This is a genomic window from Bradyrhizobium sp. RDM12 (assembly GCF_051917485.1).
GTDB lineage: Bacteria > Pseudomonadota > Alphaproteobacteria > Rhizobiales > Xanthobacteraceae > Bradyrhizobium.
In genome coordinates this window covers 3846523-3861703 of record NZ_CM133064.1, presented here as the reverse complement: position 1 = coordinate 3861703, position 15181 = coordinate 3846523, and the positions used below count along the sequence as shown (strand labels likewise).

13 protein-coding genes are annotated in these 15181 nt (G+C 62.1%); 8 read left to right on the top strand and 5 right to left on the bottom strand.

Annotation, left to right across the window (positions count from 1 at the left end; translation table 11 throughout):
• Position 1: 1 nt before the first annotated feature.
• Entirely contained in the window at positions 2–1687 is a 1686-nt protein-coding gene (locus ACTGJ9_RS18635) for a GspE/PulE family protein (protein WP_456678240.1), read from the bottom strand.
• Between the two features lie 138 nt (positions 1688–1825).
• Between ACTGJ9_RS18635 and gspD the strand changes: the two genes are divergently transcribed.
• Both gspD and ACTGJ9_RS18625 read left to right on the top strand, forming a co-directional pair.
• Positions 1826–4210 (top strand): type II secretion system secretin GspD, encoded by a 2385-nt coding sequence (gspD, locus tag ACTGJ9_RS18630; protein ID WP_456678239.1) that lies wholly within the window; start codon positions 1826–1828, stop codon positions 4208–4210.
• A 4-nt stretch (positions 4211–4214) separates the two neighbouring features.
• The gene (locus ACTGJ9_RS18625; RefSeq protein WP_148751213.1) at positions 4215–4811 is read left to right on the top strand and encodes a prepilin peptidase; all 597 of its coding nucleotides are present in this window, start codon (positions 4215–4217) and stop codon (positions 4809–4811) included.
• 140 nt (positions 4812–4951) lie between these two features.
• Here ACTGJ9_RS18625 and ACTGJ9_RS18620 read toward each other — a convergent pair whose 3' ends face one another.
• Positions 4952–5512, bottom strand: a complete 561-nt coding sequence (locus tag ACTGJ9_RS18620; protein ID WP_456678238.1) for a tetratricopeptide repeat protein — start codon at positions 5510–5512, stop codon at positions 4952–4954.
• Positions 5513–5724: 212 nt separating this feature from the next.
• Here ACTGJ9_RS18620 and ACTGJ9_RS18615 point away from each other — a divergent pair, with 212 nt between their 5' ends.
• Together ACTGJ9_RS18615 and ACTGJ9_RS18610 are read left to right on the top strand one after the other, a co-directional pair.
• Complete coding sequence (locus ACTGJ9_RS18615) at positions 5725–7365, top strand: hypothetical protein (protein WP_456678237.1); 1641 nt, start codon at positions 5725–5727, stop codon at positions 7363–7365.
• 137 nt (positions 7366–7502) lie between these two features.
• Positions 7503–8198, top strand: coding sequence for a WbqC family protein (locus ACTGJ9_RS18610; RefSeq protein WP_456678236.1), 696 nt, complete (start codon positions 7503–7505; stop codon positions 8196–8198).
• A gap of 100 nt (positions 8199–8298) precedes the next feature.
• Here ACTGJ9_RS18610 and ACTGJ9_RS18605 read toward each other — a convergent pair whose 3' ends face one another.
• Complete coding sequence (locus tag ACTGJ9_RS18605; protein ID WP_456678235.1) at positions 8299–9333, bottom strand: right-handed parallel beta-helix repeat-containing protein; 1035 nt, start codon at positions 9331–9333, stop codon at positions 8299–8301.
• Positions 9334–9825: 492 nt separating this feature from the next.
• On the opposite strand from ACTGJ9_RS18605, the gene ACTGJ9_RS18600 reads away from it, so the two are divergent.
• The 4 genes from ACTGJ9_RS18600 (at position 9826) to ACTGJ9_RS18585 (ending at position 13419) form a co-directional block, all read left to right on the top strand.
• Positions 9826–10806, top strand: a complete 981-nt coding sequence (locus tag ACTGJ9_RS18600; protein ID WP_456678234.1) for a glycosyltransferase family 2 protein — start codon at positions 9826–9828, stop codon at positions 10804–10806.
• Positions 10803–11450: a class I SAM-dependent methyltransferase gene (locus tag ACTGJ9_RS18595; RefSeq protein WP_456678233.1), complete on the top strand. Its 648-nt coding sequence runs from the start codon at positions 10803–10805 to the stop codon at positions 11448–11450. Before ACTGJ9_RS18600 ends, ACTGJ9_RS18595 begins: the two co-directional genes overlap by 4 nt.
• Positions 11451–11530: 80 nt before the next feature.
• Complete coding sequence (locus tag ACTGJ9_RS18590; RefSeq protein ID WP_456678232.1) at positions 11531–12595, top strand: class I SAM-dependent methyltransferase; 1065 nt, start codon at positions 11531–11533, stop codon at positions 12593–12595.
• Positions 12592–13419: a phytanoyl-CoA dioxygenase family protein gene (locus ACTGJ9_RS18585; RefSeq protein ID WP_456678231.1), complete on the top strand. Its 828-nt coding sequence runs from the start codon at positions 12592–12594 to the stop codon at positions 13417–13419. The genes ACTGJ9_RS18590 and ACTGJ9_RS18585 overlap by 4 nt, the downstream gene beginning before the upstream one ends.
• A gap of 5 nt (positions 13420–13424) precedes the next feature.
• Here the strand turns inward: ACTGJ9_RS18585 and ACTGJ9_RS18580 are convergent, their stop codons facing one another.
• Positions 13425–14303: a hypothetical protein gene (locus ACTGJ9_RS18580; RefSeq protein ID WP_456678230.1), complete on the bottom strand. Its 879-nt coding sequence runs from the start codon at positions 14301–14303 to the stop codon at positions 13425–13427.
• 50 nt (positions 14304–14353) lie between these two features.
• Positions 14354–15124 (bottom strand): acetyltransferase, encoded by a 771-nt coding sequence (locus tag ACTGJ9_RS18575; RefSeq protein ID WP_246229849.1) that lies wholly within the window; start codon positions 15122–15124, stop codon positions 14354–14356.
• Positions 15125–15181 lie beyond the last annotated feature (57 nt).

Sequence of the window (15181 nt, the reverse complement as noted above, 5' to 3'; positions counted from 1 at the left end):
TCTACCGCACCGTCGTGACGCGGAAGACCTCAGGCACCGTCGTCAACCCGGCTCGGCATTTGGCGACAGCATCCTCGAGCATCGTCGTCATGCCGCTCCGCATCGCGGCGGCGTCGATGGAGTGGGAGTCAGTCTGCGGCCCGATCAGCGTACGGACCTCGTCGGACATTTCCAGGATTTCGAACACGCCGTTACGGCCGCGATAGCCGGTGCCGCCGCAGCGTTCGCAGCCGCCGGCCTCGTGCACGACCTCGCCGCACTTGAAGCCGATCACGGCAAAGCGCGGATCCTTGGCGAGATCGGCCTCGGTCAGCGCGTGCGGCACCTTGCAACGGTCGCACAGCATTCGAACCAGCCGCTGCGCCACCACCGCGCGCAGCGTCGACTTGAGCAGGAACCCCTCGATGCCGAGATCGATCAGACGCGGTACGGCGGCGGCTGCCGTCTCGGTATGCAGCGTCGTCAGCACGAGATGGCCGGTTAGCGCGGCATGGATTGCAATATGCGCAGTCTCGGCGTCGCGGACCTCGCCAACCATGATCACGTCGGGATCCTGACGCACGAAGGCGCGCATGGCGGAGGCGAAAGTCAGGCCGATCGACGGCTTGACCTGGGACTGGTTGATGCCAGGAATCTCGTACTCGACGGGATCCTCGATGGTGAGGATCTTGCGGGTCGGCTCGTTGAGGATCGACAGCATGGTGGCAAGCGTCGTGGTCTTGCCGCTGCCTGTCGGCCCGGTGATCACGATCATGCCATGCGGCATCGCGAGCAGCCGCGTCATCACGTTCTCGTCGCGCGCGCCGAGCCCGAGCTTGCTCATCTCCAGCAGGCCGCGGTCTCGTGGCAGCAGGCGGATGACGGCGCTCTCGCCATGCTGCGTTGGCATGGTGGCGACACGGACGTCGAGCTCGCTGCGTCCGACGCGAACACGCGCCGCGCCGTCCTGCGGCAATCGCCGCTCAGCGATATTGAGGCTGGCGAGGATCTTGATGCGCGAGATCAGCGCCTGCGGCGGGATGCCGTGCGGCGACGGTAGCGCGCGCAACAAGCCGTCGACGCGCATGCGCACTACGAGACCAGCGCGGAACGGCTCGACGTGGATGTCGCTGGCACGCAGATCGACCGCGCGCTCCAGGAGATCGTTGAGCGCGCGCACCACCGGCGCGCCGCTGGCGAGATCGCGCAGGCTCTCGATGTCGTCGTCGGACTGCACCGTGCGGCCGGTGCTTTGGTCTGCATTTGCATCGTCGGCATCGGCTCGTTGGTCCAGGACTGTCGTAATGTCCTCATAAGACGCTACCACGACATCGACCAGCGTTCCGAACACGATTTCGGCGGCACGAACGGCCGCCGTGTCGGAGGGATCGGCAACAGCCAGGCGAAATCCACCATCCGGCGCGCCAAAGGGAAAGATGGTGGATTCTCGCAGGAATCGCCGCGAAAAACCCTCGAGGCGGGGCGTGGTCGTGAGCAGTTGTGGAAGGCTAATCCGCGGCAGAGCAAAATAATCCGACAGCTCGTCGGCGAATTCCGCCGCCGACAGATCAGTGGCCTCCCAAAATTCGCGCAGTCGACGCATCAGTGCCGGATTGGCTGACCGTTCGACACGGACATGCGCTCGCGGCGGCAGCGAATATTTTTCCAGGAGGTGCTGCCTGAAGCTATCGGCGGAACGGTCGCGCATCGCATTCACGGCGTTGACCTTGTTACTTGAATACAACAGCTTTGGCGGAGCACGGAAGGTCCTTTGCCCTTGACTTATTTCTTAGCAAAAACATAATCGTGCGGCAAATTATTGCGCGTCCGAGCCAAGGGGGATCGGATGCTTTATTCTCGCAGCGTTGGTAGGCGTATCTTGTTTGAAGTGGTCCAGCCGCTTTTGCGCCTGCGCTCAGCGTTGACTGGTACGCTTGTCCTTTTGTCGTCCGCGTTCCTGCTCACCGCCTGCATCGTCACAGCCGACCAATCCGTCGAAGCGGACCCCAAGGATCCGCGCGCCCAGGATCTTGTCGACAAGATCCGCGCCCTCGATCTCCAGCCGCGGCAACCTGCGGATGCAGGGGCCAGCGGCATAGGTCAGGCGAAATCGTCCAAACCTGCGATCTATCTCAGCGATGGTGCATCGCCGCAGGGCGGCGGGCTTGTCGAGCGCGACGATGGCGCCGGCAGTGGCTATGATCTCAATTTCGAGAACGCCCCAGTGGCGACCGTCGCAAAGGTCATTCTCGGTGACGTACTCAACGTCGGCTACACCATCGATCCCCGCGTGCAGGGGACCGTGACGCTCGCCTCGGTGCGTCCGGTGCCCAAGGCGGATGCGGTCTATGTGCTGGAGAATGCACTGCGCATGTCCGGCGTGGCGCTGGTGCGCGACCGCACCGGTTATCGCCTGCTACCGGCGCCGGAGGCCGGGCCCGGCGGCATCGACCGCTCGGCAAGCACCGAAGCCGGCCAGGGCATCACCGTTGTGCCGCTGCGCTACACGTCGGCACAGAACATCTTCAAGCTGCTCGATGCTTTCGGCGTGAAAGCCTCGACCATGCGCCCCGACAATTCCCGCAACACCCTGATCGTCAGCGGCAGCGGAACGGACCGGGCGACTGCGGTCGACACAATTCTGTCATTCGACGCCGACTGGATGCGTGGACAATCGGTCGGCATCTTCCCTGTGCGCAATTCCTCGCCCGAGCCTGTCATCGCCGAGATCGAGAAGATCATGGACTCCGGCGAAGGCGGCATGGGCCAGAACGTCATCAAGCTCCAGCCGATCGCACGGCTCAACTCGATCCTCGTGGTGAGCCAGAAGCCGGAATATCTGAAGCGCGCGCAGGCCTGGATTGCGCGACTCGACCGTTCCGATACCGACGGCGTGAACCTGAAATCCTATCCGTTGCGCTACGGCAATTCCAAGCTGGTCGTGGCGATGCTGAACGACATGCTGTTCAACCAGAGCGCGACGAGCAGCTCGACGCTCGACAGCGGGTCGAGCCAGGTCGCGCCCGGTGCGGGCATCGCGACGTCGACCTCAACTAATCCTGTCGCCTCACTGAGCGCTCTGCCGACGGCTGCGTCCGGCGCCGCGACCCCGGTCACCGGAGCTCCGGGATCGTCATTCGGCGCCCGCCCCGCGCCTGCCGCGGCCGCAACACCTGCGCTGGACAACAGCGCCGGTGGAATGTCGGGCAACGGCAACGGTGCGAAGTCCGGCATCAACGGCATCCTGCAGAACGTGCGGATCACCGCCGACGTCACCAACAATGCCGTTCTCGTCTATGCCAACCAGGACGCACAGCGCGTCGTCGAGCAGACGATACGCCAGATCGACCGGCCGCAGCGCCAGATCGCGATCGAGGCGACGATCGCCGAGGTGACGCTGAACGACCAGTTGAATTACGGCGTGCAGTTCTTCCTGGCGAGTCAGAAAGGTTCGATCTCCAACACCATCTCCGGCGTCAGCAATGCCGCGACTGTTGGCAGCGGTGCCGTCGAAGCGGCGTCCAACGCCGTCAACGCCGCGTCCGGCGCGCTGCTCGGACGTGTCTTGCCGGGCTTCAACTTCCTGATCGGCTCGGAAAACTCGCCGCGTGTCATTCTCGACGCGCTGCACGGCGTCACCAATGTCAAGGTGTTGTCGAACCCGTCGCTGGTGGTGCTCGACAACCAGCCGGCGACGTTGCAGGTCGGCGACCAGGTGCCGTTCTCGACCGGCACCGCAACGGTGCTGACCGCCAACAACACCGTGGTCAACACCATCGACTACAAGAACACGGGCATCATCCTGCGCGTGCTGCCGCGCGCCAATGCCAACGGCAATGTCGTGCTCGATATCGAGCAGGAAATCTCGAGCGTGGCCGCCGGCAGTGCCAACTCGCTGACGCCGACGATCTCGCAGCGCCGTGTCAAGAGCTCGATCGCGGTGACGAGCGGACAGACCGTGCTGCTCGCCGGCCTGATCAGCGAGACCGAAAACAAGCAACGCCAGGGCCTGCCGATCCTGGATTCCATTCCCGGCATGGGCGACGCCTTCTCGCACCAGACCACTGCGCGCGCCCGCACCGAGCTGATCCTGTTCATCCGCCCGACCGTCATCAAGGACGGCGTCGATGCGCATGTCATCGCCGAGGAGATGCGCAGCAAAATGAACAGCCGCCTGGTCGGGACCAGCAATCCCGTGGTCACCGTCAGCCCGCCCAAGGCCGCGCGCTGACGGCGTGACCGGGGAAGATGCGCATGACGGGATACGCGCCCCGCTCGTCGTCAGCCTCGCGCTGCTCGTCGCCGTGTTCGCAAGCCTCGTCACGGCCCCCGCCGCGGAAGGCCTCTATGGCGCGTTCCTGGCCGCTCTCATGCTCGCCATCGCGGCGAACGATGCCCGCCATTATCTGATCCCGAACGAGCTGACCGGGGCCGCCTTCGCGCTCGCCCTGCTCCGCGCTGCCGCCTTCGTGCCCGATGTCGGTGCCGAGGCGCTGCTCTGGCCGGTCGCCCGCGCCTTGGCCGTGGCGCTTCCGCTGCTGCTGCTGATGCTGGCCTACCGGTACTGGCGCGGCCGCGACGGGCTCGGGCTCGGCGACGTCAAGCTCGCCGCCATCAGCGGGGCCTGGCTCGACCTCGCAACGGTGGCTGCGGTGATCGAGCTCGCGGCGCTCCTTGCGATCGGTGTCTATGTCGCCAATGCTGCATTGCACAGGAAACCGCTGCGCGGGACCGCCTTCCTCCCGTTCGGCCTGTTCCTGGCGCCGTCCATCTGGATCGGCTGGCTGGGCGAGACCTGGTATCTGAACTGGCTCGGCGGCTGGCTCGGCTAACTAAAGCCTGACGCGCTCTCAGGGTGAATCCTCATCGTGGCGCAGGCGCGGGACATCCCGCCGGCTGCCATCGCCTACTATGCATGGGGTTGTTTTCGACTTTTTGGTCGGAGGGGTCGTGGAACCCCAGGCGCCCGGCGTCACGGTTCGCGGCTCGGCGCCCATTGCAGCGCCCGCAGGCGGGCTTGGGCGATCTCCCCGCGCGTCATCTTGGTGGTGACGGCGTCGCGGATCCGGGCCCGGGACTCGCGCATCCGCGGCGGCGACGCGGCGGTCGACAGGTTCAGCCATTTGGAGGCTTCGACGATGTCCTGCGGCACGCCCTGGCCGCGATCGTAGAGCAGCCCCAGCGAGTATTGCGCGCGGCTGTCGCCCTGCTCCGCCGCCCGCCGGTACCACATCGCAGCTTCCGTGTAGTTCTGCGGCACGCCGCGGCCGGTCTCGAACAGGAAGCCGAGATAGGACTGCGCCGCCACGTTGCCGCGCTCAGCCAGCGGAATGAAGACGCGTACAGCCGTCACATAGTCCTGGCGATGGAACGCCGAGATGCCCTGACCGAGGGATTGGGCCTTTGCGCCAGCGACGCATACGACCATCAGCCCAGCGACGCATACGACCATCAGCCCAGCGACGCCAAACGCCAAAAGCGAACCTCGAAGCCTCAGAACGCGGCCGCGCCCGCTCTGATCGGGACTAATCATGCTCATCATCCAGCCTTCTCGTCGGTAACGCCCGGCAGACTATTCTGGTCCCTTAACGGAATCCATGCCTTCGCTCGAGTCATCCGCGCCAGTCAGCATTGCCAACGATTGTTCATTCTACTATGACCCGGATATCCATCGGCGCGAACCGGCGATCTGCCAATCGGTCGTGATGGGCGGCCGAGACAGCGGAAATTGCTCCGATCCGATCAATGGATACGAACGTTTCGACCAGCCAATTGATGCCGGCGGCAGCGCGCCGACATGGCGACGCGCGGTTGGTCCGCCATCTGCTCATGGCTGCCGCGATCTCGATCGCCTGGGTGGTCCTGCTCTGCGCAACCTTCGATCCGAAATGGGATACCAACGACGACGTCGGGATGTCGATGATTGCGCACGGCTACGGGAGTGTCGACTACGGCTCCGATCTCCTGCTCTTTTCTAATGTAGTGTGGGGTTTCATCGTCCGTAGTCTTCCCTCGATCGATGATATACTCGGCTATTCCATCGCAACGTTGCTGGCGTTGACGTTGGCAGGATCCGCAGTCGTCTATTTCCTGCTCCGCGTCAGCGTCAGGCCGATCGTCGCCGGTTTGATCCTGACGGTCGCTTTCACGCGTCCGATCCTGTTCCCGCAATTCACGGAGACAGCTGGACTGCTGGCTATCGCGGGGGTGCTAGGGCTGCTGGCCTATGATCGCCACAGATCGGCTTTCGATCTCGTGCTCGCCTGCTGTCTGGCGTTCCTCGCCTATCTCGTCCGCGACCAGGAGCTGGCTCTGGTGGTCACCGTGGCCCTGCCTCTGGTGCCGTGGCGGAAACTGGCCGCGTCCCGCGCCGCACGCATTGCGGCAGCGGGGCTTGCGATTTGCATGCTCGCCGCGACCGTCGCCAACGTCCGTGCATACTCGTCGCCTGAATGGCAGACATTCCGCCAACAGAACCTCGCGCGGGCCCCGCTCACCGATTTCGGTGCTGCCAAGTTCATCCTGGAGCGACCGGACCTGATGCAACGTCATGGCCTGTCCCCAAACGACATTGTGCTGGTGAGCCGCTGGTTCTTCGTCGACCCGCATCTCTCCAATCCGGAGTTACTGTGGGCACTCATGAGGGAGATCCCGCCGCGGACGGCCCTTGAGAAGAACCTCACATCCAGCGTTTCTGACCTTTCCTTGCTGCTCGGGCCCCAGCTGCTAACATTGACGCTGCTCGGGGCCGCGCTGCTGATGATCTTGCTGCAACCGCGCCTGTTTGTCGCCTGGTTCATCTGCCTCGCAGCCTTTCTTGCCTTTACGGCGGCCGGACGCAGCCCCCCGGTTCGCGTCTGCCTCCCGCTCTTGGCTCTTCTAACCATCGCCGCGGTTACGATGGATATTCGAGTGCCGCGATGGAGACGCCTCATCCTGTTCGTCACGCTGCTCGCCGGCGCTCTCGTCAATACCTGGAATCTGGTTGGCGAGGCCATGGCAAGCGATAGAGCCGTCGCGCAGGCCCGTCAAAACAGATTTGTCTCGCCGGAATCAATATTCGTTTGGGGCGCCTCGCTGCCCTATGAATTGGTGTTTCCCTTGTTTACACGTGAGCGGGACGTTCATTCCACCCGGATCTACGGGCTGGGCGTACTGACCCTCGCGCCCTACTCCGTACCCACCGCAGACGAGGCGAGAGGTCAAGGGTTTCTCATACGATTGCGCTCTCAGGCCGGCATTCCCCTGATCGCCAACGCTTACGAGGAATCTCTTCTAAACACCTATTGTGTGGAGCACTACGGGGCGCCGCTCAAGACGTCGGTTGCAACGCGAACTCCACTGTGGACGATAAAGAATGCAAGCTGTGCAAGTTCGGCTCAATAGGTGTACCGGGCCCTGCCGGCAGCCGACGTGAGGGGTGCGGGCTCGGAAGGCCTCGCCGTCCGAACCGGTGCGAGCGGCGAAGCCAAGCGACGCATTCTTGAACGTTTGACAACGTGACTTCTGACAGGATACCGAAAGTGCGCATCTCGATCATCCAGTCCTGCTACATTCCGTGGAAGGGTTTTTTCGACCTGATCGGGCAGTGCGACGAGTACGTCATCTACGATCGTATGCAATTCGTGAAGCGTCACTGGCACAATCGGAACCGGATCAAGACCGCCAATGGCATCGAGTGGCTCACGATCCCCGTCATCACCAAGGGGCGCTTTAGTCAGCCGATCGACGAGGTCTTGATCGAGAAGCCCTGGGCAGAAAAGCACTGGCGGGCGCTGGAACTTGCGTACCGTCACGCACCGTTCTTTGACGCTCTGGCACCCCGCGTGCAAGCTTGGTACGAGAGGGCCGACAAGGAGAGGCGTCTAACCGACATCAACGAGCTGTTCACGCGTGAGATCGCAGGACTGCTCAGCCTGAGGACTCGGATCGTCAGGGATACCGCCTATCCGGTAGACGGCGCAAAGACTGCGCGGCTTCTCGCGATCGCGCAGGCCGCGGGCGCCGATTCCTATCTCAGCGGCCCTTCCGCACGCGCCTATCTCGACGAACCGCTTCTCGCCGCGGGCGGGGTCACCGCGGAGTGGATGCGCTACGACGGCTATCCGCAATATCCGCAGCTTCACGGCGGATTCGAACACGCCGTCAGCGTGCTCGACTTGCTATTCCACACCGGTCCCGAAGCACCTCTGTTTGCTCGCCGTGAGGTCACGGCCTGACGCCGAGCTGCGGTGAATAAAAACTCCCGGACCAGGTCCCGGGATTTGTCATCAGGCGCCGCGATTCACCGCATGGACGGTCAATCGACGGAGACGGCGTCTATTGCTCGCCGAGATTGCTGACAGCGCCGCCGGCCGCCGAAGGCGACGTTCCGAGCGCCGTATTCCCCTGCATCCGATTGTTGCCGTAGGTGATGGACACACCGCTAAATCCCGTCGTGTTGAACGACACGTCGGAGTTCGACAGACGGATGTTGCTGGCGGACTGCACACCGGTGCCGTTGCCGGTGATGGAACTGCTGTCGACATTGACCGCGCCGCCGGCGTCCGCCTCCACGCCATTGGTGTTGCCGGAAAATACCGAGCGCGCGACCATCGCACTGTTGCCGCTACCCGCCGCGATGCCGAATAGGTTTCCGACTGACTCGGTGCCATCAACGATGGCGTTGTTCGGGCCGGTCGCGCCGAGAGCTATTCCGCTGCCGGTATTGTTGCTGACGATGGTATTGCGAATGTAGAGCTGGGTATTGCCCGCGGTTCGCGCGTCGCTGATGCCGGCTTGCGAGAACTGGGTGATCACGCAATTCTCGATCGAGACCGATGCCGCGGAGAGGATCCTGACGCCGTTGAGACCAGGGGAAGCCGTGCCTGCGAGACCTTGAACCTGGATGCTGCGAAGGGTGACCTTGTCGGTCGTAGCCGCATTGATGACGATGCCGTTCGTGCCTGCGACCAGCACCGATCCGATGGTGGAGCTGCAGTTCAGCGTGATCGACTTGGTGATCGTCAGCGCGCCGAATCCGCCCGGATCGAAGCAATTGATCTCTCCGAAGGCTGCGGTCTTGGAGATCGCGCCTGCGAACGTCTTGCACGGAGCGGTACGGCTACAAGGATTGGCGTCGTCACCCACGCCAGACACCCAAGTGCGTGACGCCTGGGCATGGGCCGGAGCCGACGCAAGCAATGGTAGAAATAGACCGATGGCGAATGCGAGAAAGGCTAAGCGGCGCATAATGAACCCTCCTTGTTGACCGGAACTTCCTTCCAGCCTGCTGAAATGAATGCAATATTCGTCGAATCCGGAACTGCCCACCGGCATTGTGTAGCGCGGCATTTTCGGGAAAGGAACAGGCACGACAATCGCTCCACAGATTGCAGCCCAACGGGTCGATGGGGTGGAAAGGTTAAGCAAACAACAAAATTTCAGGAATAGATCAAGCCGAGGTCGCAGGTCTTCGCCGAATGACGGCACCGCACCCTGCTACTATGTCCCCAAAATGCGACAGCGGTTCAATGCTGGTGCACTTTTATCGCACATCCCCCTGGGGTTGATTCCGATCACGGCGCGTTTGCGCCCCCGGCACACTTGCCGTATGAAAGGTAGGCTCCGCGGTCACTCCGCATGCCCGCAAGATGTTGCAAGTCCACGGGGTTTACTAACCGTCGCGGTTCCCATAGAGAAGCTGATGCAGACTGCAGAGTTGACTGGATACAGCGACGCAACACCGTCGTTCCGCGCAACCGGACTGCCTCGGCCCGGGTTGCAAATGGCAATTACTGCGGTGAACCGCCGGGGGAGCAGGAATCCCTCGCGTCCAACGGATTTCCCTGAGCGGGAGCTCTGGAAATGAAGATCTCGATTGTCAGCACGCTCTATCGGTCCGCCTCCTATGTCAAGGAATTCCATCGGCGCGCGATTGAGGCGGCGCGCAAGATCACCGAAGACGTCGAACTGATCATGGTGAATGACGGGTCCCCGGACGACAGCCTGGAGATTGCATTGCAGGTGCAGAGATCGGACCCACGCGTCGTCATCGTCGATCTTTCCCGCAACTTCGGACATTACAAGGCGATGATGACTGGCCTAGCCCACGCTTCGGGCGAGCTCGTATTCCTGATCGACAGCGACCTTGAGGAGCAGCCGGAAGATCTTGCCTCGTTCTACGAACGCTTTCGCCGGGGCGATTGCGACGTCGTGTACGGTATACAGCAGACCCGACGCGGCGGTTTTCTGGAGCGCACCGGAGGCGCGGTGTTTTTCGCACTGGTCGATGCGCTTGGCGACCGCCCGCTGCCGCGTAACCTCGTGACCTCGCGATTGATGACGGCCGCCTATGTCAAGGCGTTGGTCCGCCATCGCGACCGGGAGTTCGTCATGTCCGATCTCTGGGAGATCACCGGTTTTCGTCAGATCCCGATGATCGTCGCAAAGCTCTCGAGCTCGCCGTCGACCTACTCGATCTGGCGGCGGATCGATCTTGCGGTGAAGCACCTGACGACCTCGTCAACCCGACTGCTGTATCTTGTCTTTTATACTGGGCTGTCGATTTTCATCACCTCGATAGGCGTCGTGATCTACTTTCTGTTGCGTTACCTCACGAATGGAATCGGGGTGAGTGGGTTTACCTCGCAGATCATTTCTCTGTGGTTTCTCGGAGGACTCATCACACTGATCCTCGGCATTTTGGGTATCTACATGGCTAGCATCCTGGCCGAAACCAAGCGGAGGCCCTACACCATCGTGCGCTCCGTCCACCGCTCATCCAACCCGCCCGCCGGGAAGCTAATGCAGCCGGTTTCCATCCTTGATGCCGAAGGCTCGGAGTGACAGACGCGAGACAAGAACAGATCCTGTCCGAGGCCGCCGCGTACTATGCCGCCAGGCTCAAGGCGCACGGCGCGACGTCGCGCGGCGTCGATTGGAACGGAGCCGAATCGCATCAGATTCGCCACCGCCAGTTTCTCCGGCTAATCGAGCACGAACTAGACGGATCGGTCATCGATCTCGGCTGCGGTTTTGGAGATTTTCTAGGATTTCTCAGAAGCGTGGGCCATCGTGGACATTTCAGGGGGTACGATGTCGCCCCCAGCATGATCGAGACGGCTCGCAAGCTTCACGGAGAAGGCAACGACCGGTGCTGGCATGTCGGCGCTTCTCCGGAAGCAACGGCCGACTTCGCCATCGCCAGCGGGATATTCAATGTCAGGGGGGAGGTCGGGGACGACATATGGCTCGGCTATATTTGCGAAACTCTGGACGTGCTCGCCCGCGCCGGACGCAAAGGGTTTGGCTTCAATGTCCTGAGCCTGTCGAGCGACCCTGACCGGCGAAGACCGAACCTGTACTATGCCGACCCGACGGAGATGCTCGGCTACTGCCTTTCACGGTATGGCCGGTCTGTCGCGCTCTTGCAGGACTACGGACTATACGAATTCACCGTTCTGGTGCGGCATCCAGAGGTGAAGCCTTGATCGACGGATCCTCATCGACGGACTGCCCGCTTTGCGCGGGCGGCGCTGTCGCACTGACGCTCCCGCATCCGAGCCGATCGATGCTGAGCGACGGAAGGGTGATACCCCGCGCACTGGCCAAAATGTCTTGCCTGACCTGCGGCTCGACTTTCCACGCGTCGAGTACGGCAGAAGCCGACATTCGCGCCATCTACGACGATGGCTACACACTCGCCTCGACTGCCCCGAAGTCGGATGCCGCCCGGGCGCGGGCGTACGGCGACTGGATCCGCACTGAATTCAATCCAGCGAAGGCCGTTCTAGAAATCGGCTGCGGCTCGGGAGCTCTGCTGTCCGAGCTCCTACGAATCTGGCCCGATACGCATGCCTGCGGCTTGGATCCTGCCTTGCCGACGACGGCCGGATCACAGCAGAACATCAGGCTTGTTCGCGGGTTTGTCGATGATGTCCCCTCCGGCGCCGGTCCCTTCGATCTAATCGTCGCAGTGAATGTCATCGAACATACGATCGACCCGAGCGCATTCCTTCGGTCGCTCCGTGATCATCTTGCCCCGAACGGACGCATCGTCATCATATGTCCGGAGGGACATTCGCCGAACGTGGAGTTGCTGTTCTTCGACCATCTCTACAGCCTGACGCGAGAGGGTCTTCGGATCTGCGGCAGACGCGCGGGGCTGCAAGCGGAAAGGCAGATGTCGGCACCGAGCAACATCGGCGATTTCCAAATGTTGGTCTTCACTGGGCAGACCGATGATCGCGACACGCCTCCAGCGAATGACACCGATCCAGCACGGCTTCGTTCCGAGCGGCGGTCCTATCTGGAGAGCTGGCGAATGCTAGACCAGTTTCTCCTCGAAAGGTCGCGATCCGCTGTGGACCTGCTGAGCTTCGGTGCCGGCCAGACGGCGGCCCTGCTGCGGGCTTATGCGCCGCAAACCTGGGCGCGGGTCGCCTCGCTCGTGCTCGACGATCCGACCGAGGCCTGGAATCTTGGGCGGCCTGTTGCATCCTATCGGGATGCAGTTCAGAATCCCGGCGGGTCCGCGCTGATCGCGACCACGCCTCACGTTCAGCAAGCTGTCGCCAAGCGTCTGAAACGCGATGGCTTTCACCCTGTCACCTGGAACGAATTGATCCCCAGATGAATATTTCCCAAGACGAAGCCCCCACGCGCTACGGCGTCCTGGAGCAAGCTCAATCGACCACCGAGGTCGAGCGGACGTGCGAGTCCATTCGCCAGTTGGGATATGGCGTGATCGATGGCGGCTATGGCCCCGAACAGTTGGCAGCGCTGGCCGATGCTTTTGACCGGATGCAGAAGGATTATACCATCCGTCACGGCGCCGATGCGCTGAGATCGATCGACGAGCACAACACGATCAGGTTGCCTCTGGCCCACAATCCAGTCTTTCTCGAACTGGCAACCAACGCCAGAGTCCTGGAGATATGCAGCCGCCTGATCTCCGGTTACGCGGTGCTCAACCAGCAGAACGGCATCATCAATCCGCCGAACGGAAAGCCATACAACCAGGGGGCATGGCACAGGGATCTGCCGTATCAGCATTTCGTTGCTTCGCGCCAGCTGGCCATCAATGCGCTGTTCTGCCTCGACGCGTTCACGTTGGAAAATGGGGCCACGATGGTGCTGCCTGCGTCGCACAGTCAGGAAGCCTTTCCGTCGGATCATTTCGTGAGCACGCAAGCCCTGCCTGTCGCCGCGCCTGCGGGCTCGTTTATTGTGCTCGACTGCATGGTATTCCATAGCGGTGGCGTCAACACGACGGTGAGACCGCGGCGCGCCGTCAATCACGTTTACACCATTCCGTTGATCCGCCAGCAGATTGACCTGCCGCGCGCGCTGGGAGATGATTTCACCAGCGACAGCAAGCTGCGCCGATTGCTCGGCTACGACGTGCGTCAGCCTGAATCTGTCGCCGAGTACCTCGCCGCACGCCCGCAAAAGTCCTGACATTCTCAGAGGGGCAACAAACCTTCCCATACCGCCAGGCCAAAGCCGGTCGCCCCGTATCCATTGCCGTTGTGGGCCAGCCATAGGCGCGTCTTGTGCCAGAACAGTGCGGGGTAGCAGGTCATCTCGCTATCCCATCCGCCCTCCGAAACACCAAGTCCCATCTCGACATCGTACCGCTTCCAACTCAATCCGCCGTCGCGGGATATGGCGGCGCCGATGCGGTAGGTCGCACCGCGGCAGGCGAAGCACATCAGGAGATTGTCACCGATCTTCGCCACGCTCGGACGCGCCAGCGCGTACTCGGCTTCGTTGGCGAACCCAATCACCGTCTTGCCGTCCCTGGTCCAGTCGATCCCATCGGCCGATCGAGCCTGCTTGATCACGTGCTGCATGTCGGCATTGCCGACCGCAGGCGCGACATTTGAACCGTACCACATCCGCCAGTCATCGGGACCGAACAGCAGCACATGAGGATAGGACAACGTGTAAGGATCTTCCGGCGAGCGGTCCAGAATTGGACCGGGCGAGTACCGCGTGAATGTGCCGTTCGGCGATGAGGACCGTGCAAGCCCGATGGCATTTCGCCAAGGTGAGCGAATTCCGAGATTCCAGCCCATATAGTAGAGCGAAACCCCGTCTTCCGTCACGACTACGCTCCCGATGCCAACCCCGCTATCGTCGAACGCGCCGTCGGGTCCCGGTGCAAGGACGGGCATTTGCGCCACCTCGTGGACACGAGGTGTCTCGCATATCTCTACATCCGCCCATCCGACATGCGAGCGCTTGTCCGCATCCCGTGAACTGAAGAAGAAGCGAAAGGTGTCGCCCGCCAGATGGACCGGCGTAGGCAGCGCCGCATGGCTACGCGCCCAAGGCAGCATTCCTCTCGAAGCATGGACCAGACCGAGGCGCCGCCACGACATCGCGTATCTCAGAGGTTTCTAAGGCGATTGCTCGGCACCGGCGAGCGCTCGGATCCGCGCGGCGCAACGACCGAGAAATCCGGCTGACTCTCCAGCACTAGAGCGCCGGCGCCGAGGACACATTTGTTGCCGATCGTGACATGATCGCGGATCGTCACGTTGACGCCCACGAAACTCCCCTGCCCGATCCGCACGCCACCGGACACCACGATGTGCGAAGCGATGAACACGTCATCCTCGATCGTCGAATGATGACCGATATGGTTGCCGCTCCACAAGGTCACGTTGGCACCAACCGTCGCGAACGGCTGGATCGTGTTGTCTTCGAGGATGAAGCAGTTTTCCTTGAGCTCGAAGCCGGGGAAGACGGTCGCATTGCTGCTCAGGTAGCTCGCGAGTCGATAGCCCTTTGCCCGCGCGGCTGCGACCTTCTCGGTCCGTACCGCGTTGATCTTGGCGTAGCTGACGGCCACAAAGCAGTCAAAACGCTCCGGCGGGAACCTTTCGGCAATATCCTCAAAGGCGACGACCGGCCGCCCGCGAAACTCAAGCTGCTTCACAAAGGCAGCATCGACCGTGAATGCGGCGACCTCGTAGTTCGAATCATGCGTAAAATAGAAATCCGCCAACTCGGCGATTTCACCCGTTCCGAACACGACAATAGGCTGCTTCTGCACGACAACTCCCAGTGAAATTTCCCATCGCGATTTGCCGCACATCTCAATCGTGAAGCACCTGATCATCGATGCTACCACGCCCGACCACAGCGGCGTCGGCACCGGGGAATTTGCGTCGGCATCCTACTCCGAAGCAATCCGCCGCGTCCAATCCGTTTC

Coding starts and splice junctions, on each gene's coding strand:
- ACTGJ9_RS18635 (WP_456678240.1), bottom strand. CDS start 1,687: ATGCGCGACCGTTCCGCCGATAGCTTCAGGCAGCACCTCCTGGAAAAA.
- gspD (WP_456678239.1), top strand. CDS start 1,826: ATGCTTTATTCTCGCAGCGTTGGTAGGCGTATCTTGTTTGAAGTGGTC.
- ACTGJ9_RS18620 (WP_456678238.1), bottom strand. CDS start 5,512: ATGATTAGTCCCGATCAGAGCGGGCGCGGCCGCGTTCTGAGGCTTCGA.
- ACTGJ9_RS18615 (WP_456678237.1), top strand. CDS start 5,725: ATGGATACGAACGTTTCGACCAGCCAATTGATGCCGGCGGCAGCGCGC.
- ACTGJ9_RS18600 (WP_456678234.1), top strand. CDS start 9,826: ATGAAGATCTCGATTGTCAGCACGCTCTATCGGTCCGCCTCCTATGTC.
- ACTGJ9_RS18590 (WP_456678232.1), top strand. CDS start 11,531: ATGCTGAGCGACGGAAGGGTGATACCCCGCGCACTGGCCAAAATGTCT.
- ACTGJ9_RS18585 (WP_456678231.1), top strand. CDS start 12,592: ATGAATATTTCCCAAGACGAAGCCCCCACGCGCTACGGCGTCCTGGAG.
- ACTGJ9_RS18580 (WP_456678230.1), bottom strand. CDS start 14,303: ATGCTGCCTTGGGCGCGTAGCCATGCGGCGCTGCCTACGCCGGTCCAT.